The organism is Burkholderia sp. LMG 13014 (assembly GCF_905232215.1).
Lineage (GTDB): Bacteria > Pseudomonadota > Gammaproteobacteria > Burkholderiales > Burkholderiaceae > Burkholderia.
This window is the reverse complement of record NZ_CAJNKE010000066.1, coordinates 1-19,505: the sequence shown is the minus strand read 5'-3', so window position 1 is coordinate 19,505 and position 19,505 is coordinate 1. Positions and strand designations below refer to the sequence as shown.

Below are 19,505 nucleotides of genomic sequence, written 5' to 3'. Positions count from 1 at the left end.
GCCATCCCGTCTCTCCCTGATCCTGCGTCGTTATCGGTGGATTCAAAGCCACGCCATGCCCTGCCGCACCGCGTCGTGCGCATGCTCGGTCAGCGGGTCTCCGTGCGCGAGCGCCACGCGTTCGAACGGCCATTCCAGCAGCCGGTCGACGCATGCGCGGGCCACGCGCCGGTCCCGATAGACCACGCGCAACAACGGATGCCAGCCGACCTGCCCGAGCACGCCGCCCAGGCGCAGGTAGTGCCGCGTCAACCAGTGCGGCGACGCGTGAAAATTCTCGACGAGATCGCAGGCAATCAGCGTGTGGCTGGCCGGGTGATAGAACACCGTCTCGCGCAGCAGGCAGCCTTCGATCGTCAGCAGTTCGAAGTCGTCGCCCCATTCCGGATGCGGCACGTCCGTCAGCACCGCGTCGAAGCGCAGATCCTTGCGCTTGCGCTGCAGCGCGGCCGGGCCGTGCAGCAACGCGCGCGGATACGCGGCGACCGCGCCGGCCGCATAGAGGTGATGAAACAGGTTCGGGCAGACGATGTGGCTGACCTCGCCGAGCGCATCGATTTCCGCGCGCAACCCGCCATCCAGCGGCACCGGCGAATGCAGCAGCAGGCTGCCCGACGATAGCCGGACGACCGTCATGCGCGTACCGACATGCAGCCCCATGAAAGAATGAGGGACCGATGCAGTCCAGATATCCTTCGTCAACGAATCAAGGGCGGGCATCGCCAGAACCGACAATGTTTGAGTTGCAAACATTGTCGAACGTGACATTGAACACTGTCAAATGAGTAGAAACCCCGGGAATCAGAAAGCGGGCTACCACCACGGCAACCTGCGGCAGGCCGTGCTGGATCTGGCCTTTGCCGCGCTCGAGCATGCGAACGGGCGGGAGTTGAGCGTGCGCCATCTGGCGACGCAGCTGGGCGTGTCGGATTCGGCCGTCTATCGCCACTTCGTCAACAAGGAGGCGCTGCTGGTCGCGCTGGTGGTCGAAGGCTTCCGGCGCCTGACCCAAGTGCAGATCGACGCGTTTGCCGCGGAAATTTCACGCGGCGCGTCGGCGCGCGACGCGTTTCGGGCCGGCGGGCTGGCCCACGTGAAGTTCGCGCACGCGCATGCCGAGTTGTTCCGGCTCATGTACGGCGGCTTTGCGGTCCAGCACCGGGACGATGCCGAACTCGTCCAGGCCCGGCGCGAGAACAGCGAGGTGACGACGCAGGCGATCCGCAGGATGGTCGGCTCCACCATCGACGAGCAGCAGATCCGCGCGTTCAGCGTCGGTGTGCGCAGCTTCGTGCACGGCTTCGCCATGCTGTGGATCGACGGTCATCTGGAAGGCGGTGAGGCGGAGATCGAGGCACTGGCGGAAGCCGCGTTCGAGTTCTCGATGCACGCGTTTCCCGACGCGGTGCGCTGACGATGAGGCGTAGGCAGTGCTTGCGGGGGCCCCGGCACACGTGAGTGAGTGAACCTCTTCGAACCCACTGTGGAATAAGGCGCTCCGGGCAGTGTGTCGGTCAAAACCGCCATACCGCTTGACGCTGCACGTGCCAGTGTTGCACGGGCGAGCACAGAAGCCCGTGATGGCACGCCTGGTGTGTCTCTTGCAAGGAGTATCCGCCACCTCAAGGGCCGCGCTCCAGGTCGAATACGGACTCCCCGAAATCACCTTGCCGCCATGGCTCGTCGCGTCGCGTCGCCAACCACAATCTGCGCTCGTCCATGCAAGCTCGCTCATTGCATCGATCTCTCCTCCCGGTCAATGTGCGTCACCGGCCATGGCCGAGAAGTCCGGTGCCTCGAACGGCGGAGCCTGATACGTCATGTCGATCGAGTAACCCTGAGCCTTCAGTTCAGCCTCGCGCTTCGATCGTTCTTTCACTGCCGGCCTCAGTTCATCGGACAGATATTTCTTCCAGTCCCTTCGACGCTCAACGCTGTCCGAAAAATAGGGGCTGTAATTATCGGATGCAGTACTGACCTGAAGATCCGACAAATAATACCCCATACCATCAGCCCCGGATGACTGATATGACACCGACAACGTTAAAAATATACCATCCGCATAAAAATACCACCTCGGCTCAACAGCCATCAAATTCTTCCATTCCTCTATGCTTGGCGTATAGGTTGAATCTATCGAATAAAGAACCCCAGAATTTGTTAATGCGTAAAGCATGGCCTCCTTTCCAACCAGACGAGGCTCCGAGGTTTCTATGTATCGCACCCACCCCGCAGATCGCAATCTATCAAGCAGGCCAGCTATCTTATCTCGAGCCTCTTCATATGAGATGAGTCGCGATGAAGATGGATTAAAACTAATATCCCAATTATCAACCCCATCCTCCGGACTATCCTTATCCCCTAGACCTGTCACGATCAAGACATTGTCGATATCGAAAGAATGTTTTTCTTGCACATATTTTACCAACCCAAGCTTATGCCGAGCATCCCAATGAGCCGTATATGCATACACACCAGATGGGTGATTCATCAAGGAAAACCCCTGGGCCGTGGCATCTGACCTACCCTCGGCTCCGAACTTGATCGTGACAACTCGACCCGACATCTTCTCATTCTTTTTGTATTGATTACTCAGTAGCGCGAAAAACGCAACGCACAGAGCGATCGTCGCAAAATACAACCAGCGCAATTTACTCGACTTCATTGAATCCCACCTTAGTTTGTCCTTCTTGTCGAGGTCGAACTCTTCACGGAACATCCGCGCATGGCTTGAGGCAACTCACCGAGCGCTCGCACCGTAGTGCCTGGAGACGAAGTTGGCATCCCCAGGCTCAATTTTCGTCTCGAAATGGTGTGCGAACTGAATCGATAGTCAGGTGTTCCATCTTTCAGGATGGGTGTGCACGTATCCAACTGAGCCATCGCATATGGCTGAGCGAGCGACCATATGAATTTGCAATCACAGTGCGTCTCGATACATGTATTGCTTGTCGGATCGAGGGTGCCTTCTGCCAGAGTAGCCCACTCTAGCCAGAGTTGAAGTTCCCAGCTACGACATGATGCGCCGCTTGCAGATTGGTGATCGGCGGCAAAAAATGAATAGCAGGCTGCGTACTTACTGGTCTGCCGCCAGCATTCGAGAGATCATCTGGCGTTGTTGGTTAAGTGGGGCGAGCTGGAGCGCCTTGTTGCCCGCCGTGTCAAAGTCGCCATTCAGGGCGTTTGCGGCCATTCTTTCGAGGGCCTCAACATTCCCTTTTCAGAGGCCCATCAGGTTCGCGAGCCAGGCGTTCTGCGAGACCTTCGAAGCGCCGCCGCTCAGCGCACGTGCACGCCGCGCAGTTGCGTCAGCAATGCCACGAGACGATCGATGTGCGCGTCTTCGGTACGCCACGACGACACGCTGATCCGGAACGCCGGCCGCCCCTGCCACACCGTCGCGCCGAACCATACTTCTCCCGACGCCTGCGCGGCCTCGCGGATCGCCGCCGTTTCATCGTCGGTGCCGGCGCGCACCAGCACCTGGTTCAACACGACGCGGTTCAGCACGTCGTAGCCGGCGGCACGCAGGCCGTCCGCGACCCGCGCCGCCTGCGCGCAATGCCGCTCGACCATCGTCGCCACGCCGGCACGGCCGAGCGAACGCAGCGCGGCCCACACGGGAATGCCGCGCGCGCGCCGCGAGAATTCGAGGTTCAGGTTCTTCTGCGCGTCCTGCGCGCCGCTCAGGTAGACGGCGTCGCTGTTCATCGCGGTCGCGAGCGCGTCCGCATGGCGGCAGATCACCATCGCGCCGTCGTACGGCGTGTTGAGCCACTTGTGCCCGTCGGTCGTCCAGCTGTCCGCGCCTTCGATGCCGTCCGTCAGCGCGCGCTTCGACGATGCGCGGGCCCACAGGCCGAACGCGCCGTCGACGTGCACCCACGCGCCGGCCGCCTTCGCGGGCGGAATCAGCGCCGCGAACGGATCGAACTCGCCGGTGTTCACTTCACCGGCCTGCACACAGAGGATCGTCATGTCGTCGAGCGGCGGCAGCTCTGCCGGATCGATGCGGCCGTGCGCGTCGACTGGTGCGACGACGAGGCGCTTCATCCCGAAACCGAGCACGCGCAGCGCCTTCTTCACCGTGATGTGCGCCAGCTCGGAGATCACGACCTTCACTTCGGGCGCGCCGATCAGGCCGTCCTCGTCGACGTCCCAGCCCTTGCGCGCGAGCAGCGCGCGCCGCGCGGCCACCAGCGCGACGAGCGTGCAGGCCGTCGCACTCGTGCCGAAACCGACCGCGCTGCCTTCGGGCAACCCGAGCACGTCGACGACCCAGCGCGCGGCCTGGCGCTCGATCGTCGCGGCCACCGGCGAATTCGCATACGACGACGCGCACTGGTCCCACGCGAGCATCAGTCGCTCGGCCGCTGCCGCGGCCGGTAGCGCGGCGCCGATCACGAAGCCGAAGTAGTTCGGGCCGTTCGACGCGACGGTCGCGGGCGTACCGCGTTCGTCGAGCAGGCGCAGCACGTCGTCGGCCGGGTGGCCCGTATCGGGCAGCGGCTCGTCGAACGCCGCAAGACCGGCCAATGCGGCCGCATCGGGAAACGCGCGCCGCTCGTTCGTCGCGGCCAGATACGCGTGCGCGCGCCGGTCGGCGTCGGCCAGCAATGCAAGTTCGTCCATGTCGGTTGCCTCGGTAGGAGTCAGAGTTGCGAGAGATCGCGGCCGAGCTGCTGCAGCGCGCCGTCGATCCGCTTGTAGTACGTGAACTTGCCGACGCGGGTCGCGCGCACGAGCCCGGCATCCGCGAGGATGCGCATGTGGCGCGTGGTCGTGGCCGGCGCGATGCCGAGCTTCTCGGTGATGTAGGTGCAGCACACGCCGAGTTCGTCGACATCGCCGTGCGGCTGCGGCGGGAAATGCTTGCGCGGCTGCTTGAGCCAGCGCATCACGGCCAGGCGGCTTTCGTTGGCCAGTGCGCTGATGCGGGTGACGTCGTCCATGAGAATGCGGAGCTCGATTAACGTTTCGAATATTAGCTAAATGACGAAATGTGTGCAATCGATCGAACACGGGTTTCAACCCACGACGTCGCACGCCCGATCGTCACGTCGGCCTTCGATGCGATCGTGGCAAGACACACTGCCGCAACGCTCGCCGGATCGCATGAACCCCGCCAGTTCCTTTACGCGCCTCCCAGCACCTGCGCCAACCTGTCGATCAGCGCACGCACGCGCCGTGGCTGCACGGCGTTGCCCGGATAGACGATCTGCAAGTCGACGTCGCCCGGCGAGAACGCGCGCAGGACTTCGACGAGCGCGCCGGACGCCAGATCCTGCTCGACGTCGACCAGCGACTTCAGCGCGACGCCGTGCCCCGCGACGCACCACGCGCGTACGAGCGCGCCGTCGTTGGCCACACGCCGGCCGCGCACCGTCACGCGCCGGGGTTCGCCATCGATGCTGAACGGCCATTCGGCATACAGGTCCGACCCGAAGCGCATCACGATGCAGTCGTGCGCGGCGAGATCGTCCGGATGCTGCGGCGTGCCGTGTGCCGCGAGATACGCGGGCGACGCGCACACCACGCGCCGCGCACGGCCGAGCGAGCGGCTGCGCAGCGAACTGTCGGCGAGCACCCCTCGGCGGATCGCGAAATCGAGCCCCTGCCCGACGACATCCACGTAACCATCGCCGAGATGCAGGTCGACCGTGACGCCCGGATGCTCGGCGAGGAACGCGTCGACGACCGGCACCACGCGCTCGCGGCCGAGATCGGCCGGCGCGCTCAGGCGCACCGGCCCCGACAGGGTCTGCACGCCGAGTCTCACGCGGCTTTCCAGTTCGTCGGCCTCGGCCAGCAGGCGCCGCGCGCCGTCGACGAGCGTGCGGCCTTCGTCGGTCAGGCTGATCGCGCGCGTCGTGCGCGTGAGCAGCGCCGCGCCGTAGTGGCGCTCGAGCGCCGTCAGACGCTCGGACACGGTGGCCGGCGACAGCCCGAACTCACGGCCCGCTGCGGCCAGTCCGCCCTTCTCCACGATGCGCAGGAACAGCGCGAGATTGTCGAGCAGCATTATTCGCCTCTTCCGAACGATATTTTCGAAGTCTGCCCAATTATCCGAAATATCCGCAAGCGATACAGTGTGCCAACACTGGCCTCGCGGCCCCACTCGGCACCTCGAACATCCAAAGGAAACCCGCCATGGAATACCGCACCCTCGGCCGCTCCGGCCTCAAGGTTCCCGTCCTGAGCTTCGGCGCCGGCACGTTCGGCGGCACCGGCCCGCTGTTCAGCGCATGGGGCAACACGGGTGTCGACGAAGCGCGCCGCCTGATCGACATCTGCGTCGAAGCGGGGGTGAACCTGTTCGACACGGCCGACGTGTATTCGGACGGCGAATCCGAGCGCGTGCTCGGCGCCGCGCTCAAGGGGCGTCGCGACCAGGTGCTGATCTCGACGAAGACGGGCCTGCCGACCGGCAGCGGCCCGAACGACGCGGGCACGTCGCGCGCGCGGCTGGTCCGCGCCGTCGACGACGCACTGCGCCGCCTCGACACCGACTACATCGACCTGCTGCAACTCCACGCGTTCGATGCGGGCACGCCGGTCGAGGAAGTGATGTCGACGCTCGACGATCTCGTGCGCGCGGGCAAGCTGCGCTACATCGGCGTGTCGAACTTCGCGGGGTGGCAGATCATGAAATCGCTGGCGGTGGCCGATCAGCATGGCTGGTCGCGTTACGTGGCGAACCAGGTCTACTACTCGCTCGTCGGTCGCGACTACGAGTGGGACCTGATGCCGCTCGGCGCCGACCAGGGGCTCGGCGCGCTCGTCTGGAGCCCGCTCGGCTGGGGCCGGCTCACCGGCAAGATCCGGCGCAACGCGCCGCTGCCCGAAGGCAGCCGCCTGCATGAAACGGCCAGCTACGGGCCGCCGGTCGACGACGCGCGCCTGTACGACGTGGTCGACGCACTCGACGCGATCGCCGAGGAAACCGGCAAGACCGTGCCGCAGATCGCGCTGAACTGGCTGCTGCAGCGCCCGACTGTGTCGTCGGTGATCATCGGCGCGCGCAACGAGGAACAGCTGCGGCAGAACCTCGGCGCGGTCGGCTGGGCACTGACCGATGCGCAGGTCGCGAAGCTCGACGCGGCAAGCGCGGTGGAAGCGCCTTATCCGTACTTCCCGTATCGCCGCCAGCAGGCGTTCGCGCAACTCAATCCGCCGCTGCGCGGGTAAGGGCGGCGGCCTGCAGAGCCTGCGAACGTGGCCGTGTGGCCCTACGCCGGCACGCGCGCGTCGCCGAGCCGCACGACCTTGTCGTCCGGCCCGATGACCGAGCGCCGGTGCGTGATCGCGACGACCGTGACGTCGCGGGCCAGCAGCCGCACGTGCTCCATGATGTCGCGCTCGGTGGCTTCGTCGAGCGCGGAACTCGCTTCGTCGAGAAACAGCACGGTCGGATCGCCGTACAGCGCGCGGGCAATCGCGATGCGCTGGCGCTCGCCGCCGGACAGCTTCAACCCGCGCTCGCCCACCGTGGTGCGGAAGCCGTCCGGCAAGCGCTCGATGAACGTCAGGATCGTCGCCTTCGCGGCCGCTTCGCGCAGGCGCTGCGCATCGCGCGGCCGGCCGAGCAGGATGTTGTCTTCCAGGCTTTCGTTCAGCAGCACGACATCCTGCGGCACGACGGCGACCGCGCCGTACCAGTCGGCGCGATCGATGTCCGCGAGATTGACGCCATCGACCAGAATGCGCCCGCCGGTCGGCTCGATCGACTTCAGCGCGAGCTTGAAGACGGTGGATTTCCCCGCGCCGGTTTCGCCGACGAGGAACGTGATCGCACCACGTTCGGCGACGAAGTCGACATCGGTCACGCCGCGACCGTTGTCGTACGCATAAGCGACGCGATCGAACACGATGCGCCCGTCCTGCGGCGCGAACGCCGACGCGTGCGACACCTGCCGCTCCTCGGGCGCCGTCCACAGCGCGGCGAACGGTACGAGCGCTGCGCGGGAGCGGGCGCACTCGTCGACGGCGCGCGCGATCATTTCGAACGGCAGGTTCAACTGCAATAGCAACGTGTTGAACAGCACGATGTCGCCGATCGACAACTCACCCGCCGCATGGCGCGGCAGCAGCAGCCAGAACGTCACCGAGAACTGGATCGCGAGGCCGAGACCCAGCAGCGCAAGATAGCCGACGTGCTGCAGCACGTACGCGCGCCAGCTGTCGCGCTCGACGCGCGCTTTCTCCGAGAAACGTTCGCTCATCCAGCGATGGCTGCCGAAATGCCGGAGCGTCTCCATCGCGTTGATCGCACCGCCGACGAAACGCGCGTTCTCCTGCCCGGCCTCGATCGCGCGGTCGAGGAACGCGCGCGAGCGCCGCGCGGCAACGATCGCGATCGTCACCGCGGCCGCACCGTAAGCGGCGGTAATGGCCACCACCTCGAGATTGATCAGTGCGCCGAGCGTGACGAGCGTCAGCACGATCTGCAGCGTGCCGGGGATCAGATCCATCAGCCCCAGTTGCACGAGCACCGACAGCGCCCGGCTGCCACGCTCGTTCGCGTTCTGGATTTCCGCGGGATTGTGCTCGACGAAGAACGCCGTGGTCTTCTTCAGGATGCGCTCGAAAAAACGCGTGCTGGTGATGAAGCCCAGATTCTCCGAGCTCATGAACGCCAGGTACTGCACCACGCGTTGCAGCGCGCTGGAGAGACCCAGTAGCACCGCGTAGAGCACGAAGCCCGGGATCAGCGCGTGGAGCACGCCGCGGTGCGACAGCGCGTCGATCAGGCGCGAGAACAGATAGGGCGCGGCAACCGCGCTCGCGCTCGACAGGACGACGACCGCGACGACCGTCAGCAACATCAGGCGATCGGCCTTCCAGTAGGCCTGCAGGACCTCGGTGATCGGATGCGACGCACGGGTTTCGTTCATGGCGGGATGAACCGGGCACGGCGCAGCCCGGATGGCAGCGATGGGCGAAAAAGTCTAACAGAATGAAAGAAATGCCGTGGCGGCGGTGGCGCGCAAAAGAAAGCCCACCGCCAGGGATGCGCGAGGGCTGAACCCGACAGCCCCAGGCGGAGCCGGCGTGATCACCGCAGGTTCTGGCTGACGGCCGGCGTCGTGAGAATTGTGCGGATCGTGGCACCAGGAAATGCCGTCGTCATGGGCCTACCCATGGGGCCGCGAACTTCCTATCGTAGAGACCTGCGACGCGCCGGCCGGATCGGCGGCGCGCGCCCTTCTCATCGACAGGTCCGCCAACATGAACGCCAACGACACCGGACTGACCGTACGCGCGGTCACGGAAGACGACTACGACCAGTGGCTGCCCCTGTGGGACGGCTATAACCGCTTCTACGGCCGCTTCGACAGTACCGCGCTGCCGCTGGCCGTCACGCAGCTCACCTGGTCGCGCTTCTTCGACGGCTACGAACCCGTGCATGCGCGCGTCGCCGAGCGCGACGGCCGGCTCGTCGGGCTCGTGCATTTCCTCTATCACCGCAGCACGACGCACATCGGGCCGACCTGCTACCTGCAGGACCTGTTCACGCTCGACAGCGAGCGTGGCAAGGGCGTCGGCCGCGCACTGATCGAAGCCGTGTACGACGCCGCGCGCGCCCACCGCGCCGAACGCGTGTACTGGCAGACACACGAGACGAATCACACGGCAATGCGGCTCTATGACACCGTCGCGGCAAAGCCGGGAGCCGTGCTCTACCGGAAGGAGCTGTCGCGCTGAGCTGCACGGAGAAACGTGGGCAAGCGCCGTCTCACGGATTGCCCCGCCCGATTGGACGCCATGCCCCCTTCCGGGAACTGCCGCCTCGGCAAACCTGGTGGCCCCGGGATACAAGATCACCCCTTCGCTCGATCTTTGGATCCTCGGGGCGACACGTTCAACCCACCGGCCGTGCCTTGATCCACAGAAACAGCGGCACGCGCGCCCACTGCTTCAACTGGTCCGTATCCGCGTGATCGGGCGGCGGCTCGCGCAGCGACACGATCGCGAACCCGGCCGCTTCCAGCGCTTCCATGTACGCCTGCAACGGCAGCGACCACCCCGCGAAGTGCATCGACAGCCCGTCGCGCGTTTCCACGCCATCGAAGTGCTCGCGCCCGAAATAGCTGCCCGTCAGCACGAACGGCGCATCGGGTTGCGGCCCCGCGAAGCCGCCGCGATCGCGGAACGGATGCACGAGCGAGATGAACAGCGTCCCGCCTGGCTTCAGCACGCGACGCGCCTCGATCAGCGCGCGCTGCATGTCGTCGAGATCCATCAGCACGTTGTACGCCATCACCAGATCGAAGCTGGCCGCGTCGAATGGCAGCGACGCCGCGTCGGCCAGCTCGTAGCGATGCGCGGAATCCGCGTGACGCGCGGCGTCGAGCATCGCGGGCACCACGTCGCTCGCGGTCACGTCGTAGCCGAGCGCCTTCAGCTCGCGGCTCACGCGGCCTTCGCCGCAGCCGATCTCCAGCGCGCGGCCGGTGTCGCGGCCGAGATACGCCGCGAGCCCCGCGCGATACTTCCAGAACGCATCGTGCCCCGGCTTGCCGGCCCAGCCGATCCATTGGTCGGCGACCTGTGTCCAGTGTTCGGTGATGGCTGTCGTGTCGGTCATGTGCGCTCCCACCCGGTGTGCGTCGTTGGCTCAGGATGCGCATGGTAAGCCGAAGCGGCGGAACCCGTGAGCGGGTTGCGCCGCTTCGCCGGTTCCGTTTCCGGCGGCAACGTTCTACAGTGACATAAAACAAACCGCGCGCCGCACGTCGTCCCCGCTCGACGATGCGCACCCGATTCCGAGGAAATCCCATGGCAAGCATCCTCGCCACGCCCGCCAATGTCCCGCCGAGCCCCGTCGCGGCGGAAACGCGCATGGTGCACGACGTCGCGACGCTGAAGCCGTCCGACTACCGTTCGGCGGACGGCGCGTCGTGGGTCATCTCCACCCTCACGCCGGCCGCGGACAGCGGCACGAATGTGACCGGCACGACGTACTTCGACACCGCGAAAGGCCAGACCGTCGCGGTGCCCGACGCGCGGCGCCGCTATGCGAATCGCGGCACGTGGCAGGTCGTCGCAAGTTCGAGCCCGTCCGTGCCCGCCACCGGCCGCTACGACTGGCTGACGCTCGCCTGGCTGCCGATCAACCGGCGGCCGCTGCCGCAAACGCCCGAGCACCTGTATTCGCCATTCATTCGCGGCGGCACGATCGTCTATCGATGGAATCCGGCGGCGGAAAGCGGCGAGCAGTTCGGCAACGTGCGAATGATCTTTCCGGAATGGGCGCAGCAGGTGGCCGATGCGCTGCGGTCCGCGCGACCCGCGTCACCGGACAGTGCCAGCGCGTCGGCCGCCCCGTCGGCGCTCGACCGCATGAAAGCGGACACGAACCCGATGACCGCCGTGCTCGACTTCGGCGATGCACTGCGCGACGAACCGGTCGAGCGGATCGTCGCGCGGCTGCCGGGCCTGTTGCGGGTGAAGGATCTGCACGAACTGTCGGCGCTCGTGTTCCTGTGCCTGTCCGGGTCGCGCGCAGAAGACCGGCCGCGCCTCGTTGAAACGATCAACGGTTCGATCGCCGCGACCGACGACAGCGCGCGCCTGCTCGCGATCGCGTACGGCACATTCGCGGCCGGCCGGGCGCGGCCATATCCGTTCAGCGATGCGGGGCAGACGGCGCGTATCAACGACGTGTTCGGCGCGTTGAAGCGGCGGACGGCGGCGCTCAACGTGCCGGTCGCGCAAGGGTCGCCCTGGTACGAGTTCTTCACGGCGTATCGGCTCGGCGAGGCAGCGGCTACCAAGGGCTCGTAACGAGCCTTCCGATTCATCGCCTACCCGCACGAAACAACGTCCTCCTGACGATGCCGGCGGGCGCGAGCATCGAAGCCGCCGGACTCCGTTTGGCGCAGGCGAGTCACGAAGGGAACCCGCGTGCATCAGGCGGTGTCGAAACGCCGCTCGACCATTGACGGCTGCATCGTCGTCGGCCGATCATCGTCGTGCCCCCCGCCCGATCACGCCACCTCTTTCCTGTTCATGTTAAGCATCGGTCCCTTCTCGATCCGCGTCGTCGCGGTGGCCGTCGCCGCGCTGCTCGCGTGGCTCGTCGCCCGTTTCATCCAGCGCCGCCCGCCGGACGGCCAGCACAAGACCGCATCGAGCCTGATCCTCGACGTGCTGCTGTTCGGCCTGCTCGCCGCGCGTATCGGCTACGTCGCGCAGTGGTGGCACGAGTACGCCGCCGCGCCGCGCTCGATCATCGCGCTCGGCGACGGCGGCTTCGACTGGCGCATCGGCCTCGCAGCCGCGATCGTGTTTGCGGGCTGGCGCCTGCGCCGCCTGCCTGCGCTGCGTCGCCCGGTGATGGCCGGCATGCTCGCGGGCCTCGCCGCATGGGGCATCGCGCAGGGCACGCTCGCGACGTTGCAGCACAGCGCGCCGCCGCTCGCCGCGTTGCAGCTCGAAGCGCTCGACGCCACGCCGGTGCCGGTGCAACGCTTCGCGGGCAAGCCCGTCGTCGTGAATCTCTGGGCGACATGGTGCCCGCCGTGCCAGCGCGAAATGCCGATCCTCGCGCAAGCGCAGCAGGATCATCCGGGGATGACGGTGCTGATGGTCAACCAGGGCGAAGACGCGCAAGCGGTGCGCGCGTTCCTCGAACAGAAAGGGTTGCGCTTCGATCACGTGCTGCTCGATCGCACGCTGCACGCGATGAAAGCCTACGGTTCGCGCGGGCTGCCGACGACGCTCTTCTTCGACGCGAAAGGCAACCTCGTCGAATCGCACATGGGCGAGATCACCGCCGCGCGGCTGAAGGATGCCGTGGCGGACCGCTTCGGCCAGTAACGCGCGTCGGCTGCAGGGCGGCAGCGCCGCGCATCACATCCGCGCCTCGACCGCGGCCAGCCGGGCCGGGAGATGTTCCCGCAGCGCATCGACAGCGGCCCGGACTTTCAGCGGAAGATGCAGCGTGTAGGGCCACACCGCCTGGATCGGAAAGATCACGCCCGGCCGATCGGGCAGCAGCTCCCGCAACGTGCCGCTGCGCAATGCGTCGCGCACCAGCCAGTACGGCAGCCACGCGACGCCGAGATCCGCGACGGCCGCATCCATCAGCGCGCTCAAATCGTCGGACAGCAGGCGGACGGCGGGCTGCAGTTCCACGCGCTGGCCGTCGACGATCACGCGCCAGCGATGCACCTGGCCGAAACGCGTATAGGCCAGCGCCTTGTGCCGTTCGAGTGCTTCATAGGTCGCAGGCTCGCCGCAGCGGCTCAGGTACGCCGGCGATGCGCTGAACGCCATCCGGTGCTCGCCCAGCGGACGCGCCACCAGGCCGCTGCTGTTCGGCAACGTGCCGACGCGCACCGCCAGGTCGAAACGCTCTTCGACCAGATCGACGGAACGATCGCTGAACGACAGGTCGAGATCGAGCTCGGGATGCGCCTTCGCCAGTTCGATCAGGATCGGCGCCACGCAGAGATGCCCGAAGAGCGTCGGCATCGACACGCGCAGGCACCCCTTCATCTGCCATTTGCCGGTTTCCAGCAGCGCCTCGCCCGCCTGGATCTGCTCCATCGCACGCAGGCAATGATCGTAGAACAACGCACCTTCGTCGGTCAGGCTCTGGCTGCGCGTCGTCCGCTGAAACAGCACGACGCCCAGCCGCTCTTCGAGGCGCGCGATGCTCTTGCCGACCGCCGAACGCGTGATGTGCAGCTTGTCGGCCGCCTGCGCGAAGCTGCTCGCTTCCGCCGCGGCGACGAAGACGTCGATGCCCTTCAGGTTGTTTCGCATGCGATTGGGGATAAAAACGCTACACAGTGCATCGATCTTATCGCTTTTGGCGATAAAAAGTGGATGCTAGGATCGATTCCAGTCCTTACATTCGCAACGGAGCACCCCGCATGGCACGGATCCTCGTCCTCAAATCCAGCATCAACGGCAGTCAGTCGCAAACCGGGGCGCTGATCGACCCGTTCCTGGCCGAGCGCCAGGCCAACGGCCATGCCGACGACGTGATCGTGCGCAATCTCGTCGACACCGACCTGCCGATGCTCGACAGCGAACTGTTTCACGCGCTGCGCGGCGCGGCCAATCCGAGCGAGCGCGCGCAACGTGCGATCGTGCTGTCCGACGCACTGATCGCCGAACTCAAGGGCAGCGACCTGCTGCTGATCGGCGCGCCGATGTACAACCTCAACGTGCCGACCCAGTTGAAGAACTGGTTCGACCTCGTCGCGCGCGCACGCGTGACGTTCCGGTACACGGAGACCTACCCGGTAGGGCTCGTCGAAGGCATCAGCGCGATCGTGTTCAGTTCCCGCGGCGGCATGCATGTCGGCCAGGAAACGGATGCGGTCACGCCGTACCTGCGTGCCGTGCTCGGCCTGATGGGTATCTCCGATGTGGAATTCGTCTACGCGGAAGGGCTCGACATGAAGCCGCATGGTTTCGAGGCGGGACTCGCGAACGCACGCCGGCAGATGGACGCGCTGCACGCGTGAGTCGGGGCCGGCGTGGCGGACGGCACGGTGGCGTTCCCGCGCAAGGTCGGGCGTTACCTGCGCGGCGCGAATGACATCCTCGTGCAACGTGCGGCTGTCGGGTCGAAGCATTCGACCGACACGCTTTCTGACATATCGCCAATGAAGTGACGATGCGTCCGGCCAGCGCAATCGCCGTGGAATCGTTGCGCAGCAAGCATGCAAGACCGGTGCGACCGTCAGTGCCGACGACGACGCTCCAGACCCGCACCTGACAGTGGCCGATCTCGGCTAGAGTGATTGCACGTTTTCGCTAGGAATCTCAATTCATTTCGTCCTGCCAATCATGTGGCGCGGCGTCGATCGAAATTCGCTGCGTAAACGAGCGCGGCCCGCTGATGTTGGAGCACCTGCGGGCCGCTGACCACAACCCACTCATCATGGGAGTCAGTCATGGCTGACGCGAATCATAACGCACCGGTTCGTTTTCACGATTGTTTCGTGCCCCCTCGAACGTCTTTTCAGACTCGCCGCATCGTCCCGCACGTCAGGCTCGCCGACATCGCACCGCCAGTCCTCCATCTATGGATGAAGCTGTCCGGCCGCTGGATCGAGGCAGCGGGTTTCGAACCCGAGCAGCGCTTGCAGATCGAGGTCACGCACAAGCGGCTGGTGATCACGCCGATCGAAGAGGCGCACGGCGACGATGCCGGACAGGATGCCGATCGCGCGACAACACAGCCGCGGCCGCAGTTTTCAGTGATCAACGGAGGTGCGTAATGAACTACAACGACTCGCGCCAACACGCTTCCCACTTTCCGGCTGACTTCGGCCTCGACGATGCTGGCGCGCTATCGGCCAAGTCCGCGCTCGTACTGAAACTCAACGCACTGATCGTCTCGCGCGGCCTGAGCGACGACGAGGCTGCGGCGCTCACGGAAATGGCCCGGCCGGTCGTCACGCCCGAGCAACGCGAAAGGCTTCGGAACGTTTCGCTGGAACTGCTGATGCAGACACTGGCGTCGTTGGGCCAGCATGTGGAAATCGTCGTGCGGCCTGCGGCGGCGCAGCGTTCGGCAGGCATCACGGTGTCGGTCTGACAGCCGGCGGAATGGACGGACGGGCGTGTGTGGCGGCCGGACCCGGCCGCCGCCGCATACCCGTCACCGGCGAGCCGGCTCGCCACGATCATCCTCGATACGCCGACAACGTATGAATTGCCCCGGATGTCGACGATGCCCCGGAACAGGCGGTCAGGGCTGCGAAAACACCATCACACGCCCTTGCACACGCTGGAGCTTCAACCAGCCCATGTCGGCGGTGAAACGCAGTTGCTGCAGCGGGAAGTCGAACTGTGCCTCCCCGGCGGCGCTCACGACTGCCTTGGCGATCCAGCGGATCAGCGCCTTCCCTTCGTCGGTCGTCACGCTGCCGTTCTGCACGCCGTAAAAATAGCGATTCCCGGCGTTGACTTCGTTCTGCAACTGCATCCAGTGCCCCGGCAACCCCTGCAGGGTCCTGAACAGGTCGGCGACCCGTTGCGTCGTGAGGCCGCGCGCCCACAGCGCGCCGTTCGCAGCCGGCCGCGCCAGGTTGTGGCGGTCCGCTGCCTGTGCCTGCTCCTTGACCGGCCCCCTCAGGGAATCGTCCTTCGACATGCCGCACTCCTCATGGTGATGGGCGCGGGAGAGCGACCTCGCGCGCGATGCCTGCACGATACGCTTATTGCGACAAGTCATCGCCTGTCAGCTATATCAGGCTTCGATATCGGGCGTCTGTCCCCATCACGCTTTCTTCTTCCCCTTCAACACGAACGCCGCCGCCGTACATCCCGCCATCGCGACACCCGCGATCAGGAATGTATCGCTGTAAGCCATCAGCAGCGCCTCGCGCATCACGCGCTGGTTCACGAGCGCGAGTGCCAGCTCGTGCACGCCGCCGGTCGACGCACCCGGCAACGCATCGGCACGCGGCACATGCACGCGCGACAGCAGCCGTGCCAGCATCGCCATGCGTTCCTGAAAGGCTTCCGAGAACGGCGAAACGGCCTCGCCAATCCGCATCGCGTGCAGCTTCTGCCGCTCGACGACGATCTGGCTCGCAACCGCGATGCCGATCGCGCCGCCGACGTTGCGCACCATGTTGAACACGCCGGACGCCGAGCCGAGCTGCGCCTTCTCGATTCCGTCGACGGCCATCACCGACAGTGCGATCACGACGAGCGACTGCCCGATCCCCCGCACGACGAGCGACGGCACGATCACGTTCGACGCGGCGTCGGCGGTCAGGTGGATGTTCATCAGGCAGCCGGCCGCAACGAGCACGAAGCCGAGCACGATCGTCGCGCGCGGGCTCGTGCGGCGCATCAGCGGCGGCGTCAGGAACGACATCACGAACTGCACGATCCCGTACGGGATCATCGCGAGGCCGATGTCGCGCGCGCTGTAGCCGTGCAGCTCGGCGAAGTAGTTGGGCACGAGAAACACGACGCCGAACACCACCGCCCCAAACAGGAACTGCATCAGGCTCGCGATCCCGAAGTTGTAGCGTCCGAGCAGCCGCAGGTTGATGAACGGCTCCTTGCGCCGCAGCTCGATCGCGACGAACGCGACGAGCCCCGCCACCGCGACGATCGACAACTCGACGATCAGGTCGGACGCGAACCAGTCCTTGCGGCCGCCCTCCTCCAGCACGATCTGCAGCGCGCTCAAGCCGATCGCCATCGTCGCGATCCCGAACCAGTCGGCCTGGCGCAGCTTCGACAACTGTACGGGCAGCGGGCGGATCGCCCACGCGATCGCCACGATCAGCGCGATCGCGGGCGGAATCTGCAGATAGAAGATCCAGCGCCACGAATACATGTCGGTGAGCCAGCCGCCGAGCGACGGCCCGGCCGCCTGCGCGACGTTGTTCGCGACCGCGAACAGCGCCATGCCGAACGGATGCTTCGACGGCGGCAGCTCGGTGACGATCAGCTGGAACGACAGCGGAATCAGCACGCCGCCGAACGCGCCCTGCAGCGCGCGCGCGACGATCATCGACGAGATGGTCGGCGCGACCGAGCACGCGATCGAAAACGCAAGAAACCCCGTTGCACCGACGAGCAACACGCGGCGCGCGGAGAACACCTGCACGAGCCAGCCGGTGAGCGGAATCACGACGATCTCGGCGACGAGATAGGCGGTCGAGATCCACGAACCTTCCTCGAAGCTCGCGCCCAGCGACCCGCGGATATCGGGCAGCGACGCGTTCGTCACGTGCACGTTCATCCCCGCCATGAAGCAGCCGAACACGCCGCCGAGCACCGCGACCCACGCGCGCAGCGAAACGGTTTCGTCGTGCTCGGCCTGCGCAGCCTGCCCGGTTGCGGCCGTCACGATCCGGCTCCCGGTGCGCCGCGCGTATCGACACGCGCGATCACCGACATGCCGGGCCGCAGCACGAGGCCCGACGGCGGCGCATCGAGGCGGATCTTCACGGGCACGCGCTGCACGATCTTCGTGAAGTTGCCGGTCGCGTTGTCCGGCGGCAGCAGCGCGAATTCGGCCCCTGAGCCCGGTGCGAGCCCGAGCACGCGGCCGTGCAGCGTGCGGCCCGAGTAGGTATCGACATCGATCTCGACCGGCTGCCCATCGTGCATCGCGCCGAGCTGCGTCTCCTTGAAGTTCGCGACGACGTACACATCGCGCAGCGGCACGACCGCGAGCAACGGCATCCCGACCTCGACGTACTGCCCCGCGCGCACCGCCCGCTGGCCGATCGTGCCGTCGCGTGTCGCGCGGATCACCGTGTGCTCGACATCGAGTTGCGCCAGCGCAAGCTTCGCGCGGGATGCCGCGAGCCGCGCACGCGCCTGCTCGATCGCGGCCGTACTCTGCGCGCGGCGCCGGTGCAGCACCGTCTGCTGGTCGTCCTGCGCGCGCACGGCCGCGCTCGCGCGGGCCAGTTCCGCGCGAGCCTTCAACGCATCGGCATGCGCCTGTTCCCAGCGCTGCCCGCTGGCGGCCGATTCGGCAAGCAACTGCTTGTAGCGCACCGCATCGGCATCGCGCCGCGCGGCTTCGGCGCGCGCGGCGGCAGCATCGGCCTGCGCCTGCTCGATCACGCTGCGTTGCTGGCCGACCTGCGCGTCGAGCGTCGCGGCCGCGGCTTCCTCGGCCTGCAGCGTCGCATCGGCCGCGGCGACGGCTGCCTGCGCATCGTCGAGCTTCGCGCGATAGTCGCGATCGTCGAGTGTGACAAGCACGTCGCCACGCTTCACGGGCTGGTTGTCGTCGACGGCCACACGCGCGACATAACCGGCCACGCGCGGGCTGACGGTCACGATGTCGGCGCGCACGTACGCATCGTCGGTGTGCTCGATGAAGCGGCCGACCGTCCACCACCGCCAGCCGAATCCGGCAAGCGCGATGACGAGGATGAAGACGCCGGCGGCGATCCAGTGGCGCCGCGCGAAACGCGCGGATTTCTCGGGTATGGCTGTGGTGCTCATGATCGGAATCGGAATGGTTGAGTGCGTGCGGATTCACGAACGGCCGGCTAGGGCTGCCAGCCGCCCCCCAGGGCCTTGAAGACGGCGACCTGATCGAGTGCGACCTGCTGCGTCGACGTGGCCAGCGCCGCATCGACCGCGACGAGGCTGCTCTGCGCGTCGAGCACGCCGAGAAAATCCAGCGCACCCGCGTCGTAGTTCAGTTCAGCGAGCCGGTAGGCGCGTGCGTGCTCGGCGCGCGCGGTTTCGAGCGCGGCCTTGTGGCGCCACTCGGCGCCATAGCGGGCGAGCGCCTGTTCAGTCTCCTTCAGCGCACGCAGCACCTGCGCATCGAACGACGCGCGCGCGGCGGCATCGTCCGCGCGGGCCTGCGCGAGTTGCGCGCGGCTCGCCGCGAGATTCGGAAAGCGCCAGGTAATCAGCGGCCCGACGCCCCACGCGATCGCGTACTTGTCGCCGAGCGACGACGGATCGCCGGTCGTCGACAGCCAGTTCACCGACCCGCCGAGTACGATCGACGGATACAGCTCGGCCGTCGCGGCACCGATCCG

The 19,505-nt window shown here is 66.2% G+C and carries 20 protein-coding genes; 8 read left to right on the top strand and 12 right to left on the bottom strand.

Annotated features, from left to right (window positions below; all coding sequences use genetic code 11):
• Positions 1-42 precede the first annotated feature (42 nt).
• Complete coding sequence (locus JYJ84_RS10940; RefSeq protein WP_175222214.1) at positions 43-720, bottom strand: DUF4336 domain-containing protein; 678 nt, start codon at positions 718-720, stop codon at positions 43-45.
• Between the two features lie 61 nt (positions 721-781).
• Between JYJ84_RS10940 and JYJ84_RS10935 the strand changes: the two genes are divergently transcribed.
• A complete protein-coding gene (locus JYJ84_RS10935) occupies positions 782-1,414 on the top strand; it encodes a TetR/AcrR family transcriptional regulator (protein WP_175222213.1) in 633 nt (210 codons plus the stop codon).
• A gap of 342 nt (positions 1,415-1,756) precedes the next feature.
• On the opposite strand, the gene JYJ84_RS10930 is transcribed toward JYJ84_RS10935, so the two are convergent.
• The 4 genes from JYJ84_RS10930 to JYJ84_RS10915 form a co-directional block, all read right to left on the bottom strand.
• Complete coding sequence (locus JYJ84_RS10930; protein ID WP_175222212.1) at positions 1,757-2,665, bottom strand: hypothetical protein; 909 nt, start codon at positions 2,663-2,665, stop codon at positions 1,757-1,759.
• A gap of 614 nt (positions 2,666-3,279) precedes the next feature.
• A complete protein-coding gene (locus tag JYJ84_RS10925; RefSeq protein WP_175222211.1) occupies positions 3,280-4,632 on the bottom strand; it encodes an aminotransferase class V-fold PLP-dependent enzyme in 1,353 nt (450 codons plus the stop codon).
• A 20-nt stretch (positions 4,633-4,652) separates the two neighbouring features.
• Positions 4,653-4,952: a helix-turn-helix transcriptional regulator gene (locus JYJ84_RS10920; RefSeq protein ID WP_175222210.1), complete on the bottom strand. Its 300-nt coding sequence runs from the start codon at positions 4,950-4,952 to the stop codon at positions 4,653-4,655.
• Positions 4,953-5,134: 182 nt separating this feature from the next.
• Complete coding sequence (locus tag JYJ84_RS10915) at positions 5,135-6,022, bottom strand: LysR family transcriptional regulator (protein ID WP_175222209.1); 888 nt, start codon at positions 6,020-6,022, stop codon at positions 5,135-5,137.
• A 128-nt stretch (positions 6,023-6,150) separates the two neighbouring features.
• Between JYJ84_RS10915 and JYJ84_RS10910 the strand changes: the two genes are divergently transcribed.
• A complete protein-coding gene (locus JYJ84_RS10910; protein ID WP_174956720.1) occupies positions 6,151-7,188 on the top strand; it encodes an aldo/keto reductase in 1,038 nt (345 codons plus the stop codon).
• A gap of 41 nt (positions 7,189-7,229) precedes the next feature.
• Here the strand turns inward: JYJ84_RS10910 and JYJ84_RS10905 are convergent, their stop codons facing one another.
• A complete protein-coding gene (locus tag JYJ84_RS10905; protein WP_175222208.1) occupies positions 7,230-8,894 on the bottom strand; it encodes an ABC transporter ATP-binding protein in 1,665 nt (554 codons plus the stop codon).
• 334 nt (positions 8,895-9,228) lie between these two features.
• Between JYJ84_RS10905 and JYJ84_RS10900 the strand changes: the two genes are divergently transcribed.
• Positions 9,229-9,705 (top strand): GNAT family N-acetyltransferase, encoded by a 477-nt coding sequence (locus tag JYJ84_RS10900; protein ID WP_174956718.1) that lies wholly within the window; start codon positions 9,229-9,231, stop codon positions 9,703-9,705.
• Between the two features lie 157 nt (positions 9,706-9,862).
• Here JYJ84_RS10900 and JYJ84_RS10895 read toward each other — a convergent pair whose 3' ends face one another.
• Positions 9,863-10,588 (bottom strand): class I SAM-dependent methyltransferase, encoded by a 726-nt coding sequence (locus tag JYJ84_RS10895; protein ID WP_122948586.1) that lies wholly within the window; start codon positions 10,586-10,588, stop codon positions 9,863-9,865.
• Between the two features lie 191 nt (positions 10,589-10,779).
• Here JYJ84_RS10895 and JYJ84_RS10890 point away from each other — a divergent pair, with 191 nt between their 5' ends.
• Positions 10,780-11,787, top strand: a complete 1,008-nt coding sequence (locus JYJ84_RS10890; protein ID WP_175222207.1) for a hypothetical protein — start codon at positions 10,780-10,782, stop codon at positions 11,785-11,787.
• A 225-nt stretch (positions 11,788-12,012) separates the two neighbouring features.
• Positions 12,013-12,822 (top strand): TlpA disulfide reductase family protein, encoded by an 810-nt coding sequence (locus JYJ84_RS10885; RefSeq protein ID WP_122948584.1) that lies wholly within the window; start codon positions 12,013-12,015, stop codon positions 12,820-12,822.
• Positions 12,823-12,855: 33 nt separating this feature from the next.
• On the opposite strand, the gene JYJ84_RS10880 is transcribed toward JYJ84_RS10885, so the two are convergent.
• A complete protein-coding gene (locus JYJ84_RS10880) occupies positions 12,856-13,773 on the bottom strand; it encodes a LysR family transcriptional regulator (RefSeq protein ID WP_175222206.1) in 918 nt (305 codons plus the stop codon).
• A 110-nt stretch (positions 13,774-13,883) separates the two neighbouring features.
• Here JYJ84_RS10880 and JYJ84_RS10875 point away from each other — a divergent pair, with 110 nt between their 5' ends.
• The 3 genes from JYJ84_RS10875 (at position 13,884) to JYJ84_RS10865 (ending at position 15,562) form a co-directional block, all read left to right on the top strand.
• Positions 13,884-14,483 carry an NAD(P)H-dependent oxidoreductase gene (locus JYJ84_RS10875; RefSeq protein ID WP_175222205.1) on the top strand — a complete coding sequence of 200 codons (600 nt, stop codon included), beginning with the start codon at positions 13,884-13,886 and terminating at the stop codon, positions 14,481-14,483.
• 432 nt (positions 14,484-14,915) lie between these two features.
• Positions 14,916-15,242 carry a SymE family type I addiction module toxin gene (locus tag JYJ84_RS10870; RefSeq protein ID WP_236027175.1) on the top strand — a complete coding sequence of 109 codons (327 nt, stop codon included), beginning with the start codon at positions 14,916-14,918 and terminating at the stop codon, positions 15,240-15,242.
• Positions 15,242-15,562 carry a helix-turn-helix domain-containing protein gene (locus tag JYJ84_RS10865; protein WP_175222204.1) on the top strand — a complete coding sequence of 107 codons (321 nt, stop codon included), beginning with the start codon at positions 15,242-15,244 and terminating at the stop codon, positions 15,560-15,562. Before JYJ84_RS10870 ends, JYJ84_RS10865 begins: the two co-directional genes overlap by 1 nt.
• 153 nt (positions 15,563-15,715) lie before the next feature.
• Here the strand turns inward: JYJ84_RS10865 and JYJ84_RS10860 are convergent, their stop codons facing one another.
• The 4 genes from JYJ84_RS10860 to JYJ84_RS10845 form a co-directional block, all read right to left on the bottom strand.
• Complete coding sequence (locus JYJ84_RS10860) at positions 15,716-16,120, bottom strand: peptide ABC transporter ATPase (RefSeq protein ID WP_122948580.1); 405 nt, start codon at positions 16,118-16,120, stop codon at positions 15,716-15,718.
• 126 nt (positions 16,121-16,246) lie between these two features.
• A complete protein-coding gene (locus JYJ84_RS10855) occupies positions 16,247-17,839 on the bottom strand; it encodes a DHA2 family efflux MFS transporter permease subunit (protein ID WP_174956713.1) in 1,593 nt (530 codons plus the stop codon).
• A complete protein-coding gene (locus tag JYJ84_RS10850; RefSeq protein ID WP_174956712.1) occupies positions 17,836-18,954 on the bottom strand; it encodes an HlyD family secretion protein in 1,119 nt (372 codons plus the stop codon). Before JYJ84_RS10850 ends, JYJ84_RS10855 begins: the two co-directional genes overlap by 4 nt.
• A 47-nt stretch (positions 18,955-19,001) precedes the next feature.
• On the bottom strand, positions 19,002-19,505 hold a 504-nt coding region (locus JYJ84_RS10845), incomplete at its 5' end, for a TolC family protein (protein WP_205189185.1).

Excerpts from the sequence above, each read along its gene's own strand:
- JYJ84_RS10930 (WP_175222212.1), bottom strand. The coding sequence starts at position 2,665 with ATGAAGTCGAGTAAATTGCGCTGGTTGTATTTTGCGACGATCGCTCTG.
- JYJ84_RS10935 (WP_175222213.1), top strand. The coding sequence starts at position 782 with ATGAGTAGAAACCCCGGGAATCAGAAAGCGGGCTACCACCACGGCAAC.
- JYJ84_RS10865 (WP_175222204.1), top strand. The coding sequence starts at position 15,242 with ATGAACTACAACGACTCGCGCCAACACGCTTCCCACTTTCCGGCTGAC.
- JYJ84_RS10885 (WP_122948584.1), top strand. The coding sequence starts at position 12,013 with ATGTTAAGCATCGGTCCCTTCTCGATCCGCGTCGTCGCGGTGGCCGTC.
- JYJ84_RS10925 (WP_175222211.1), bottom strand. The coding sequence starts at position 4,632 with ATGGACGAACTTGCATTGCTGGCCGACGCCGACCGGCGCGCGCACGCG.
- JYJ84_RS10875 (WP_175222205.1), top strand. The coding sequence starts at position 13,884 with ATGGCACGGATCCTCGTCCTCAAATCCAGCATCAACGGCAGTCAGTCG.
- JYJ84_RS10940 (WP_175222214.1), bottom strand. The coding sequence starts at position 720 with ATGCCCGCCCTTGATTCGTTGACGAAGGATATCTGGACTGCATCGGTC.
- JYJ84_RS10870 (WP_236027175.1), top strand. The coding sequence starts at position 14,916 with ATGGCTGACGCGAATCATAACGCACCGGTTCGTTTTCACGATTGTTTC.
- JYJ84_RS10910 (WP_174956720.1), top strand. The coding sequence starts at position 6,151 with ATGGAATACCGCACCCTCGGCCGCTCCGGCCTCAAGGTTCCCGTCCTG.
- JYJ84_RS10920 (WP_175222210.1), bottom strand. The coding sequence starts at position 4,952 with ATGGACGACGTCACCCGCATCAGCGCACTGGCCAACGAAAGCCGCCTG.
- JYJ84_RS10900 (WP_174956718.1), top strand. The coding sequence starts at position 9,229 with ATGAACGCCAACGACACCGGACTGACCGTACGCGCGGTCACGGAAGAC.
- JYJ84_RS10915 (WP_175222209.1), bottom strand. The coding sequence starts at position 6,022 with ATGCTGCTCGACAATCTCGCGCTGTTCCTGCGCATCGTGGAGAAGGGC.
- JYJ84_RS10895 (WP_122948586.1), bottom strand. The coding sequence starts at position 10,588 with ATGACCGACACGACAGCCATCACCGAACACTGGACACAGGTCGCCGAC.
- JYJ84_RS10905 (WP_175222208.1), bottom strand. The coding sequence starts at position 8,894 with ATGAACGAAACCCGTGCGTCGCATCCGATCACCGAGGTCCTGCAGGCC.
- JYJ84_RS10890 (WP_175222207.1), top strand. The coding sequence starts at position 10,780 with ATGGCAAGCATCCTCGCCACGCCCGCCAATGTCCCGCCGAGCCCCGTC.
- JYJ84_RS10850 (WP_174956712.1), bottom strand. The coding sequence starts at position 18,954 with ATGAGCACCACAGCCATACCCGAGAAATCCGCGCGTTTCGCGCGGCGC.
- JYJ84_RS10860 (WP_122948580.1), bottom strand. The coding sequence starts at position 16,120 with ATGTCGAAGGACGATTCCCTGAGGGGGCCGGTCAAGGAGCAGGCACAG.
- JYJ84_RS10880 (WP_175222206.1), bottom strand. The coding sequence starts at position 13,773 with ATGCGAAACAACCTGAAGGGCATCGACGTCTTCGTCGCCGCGGCGGAA.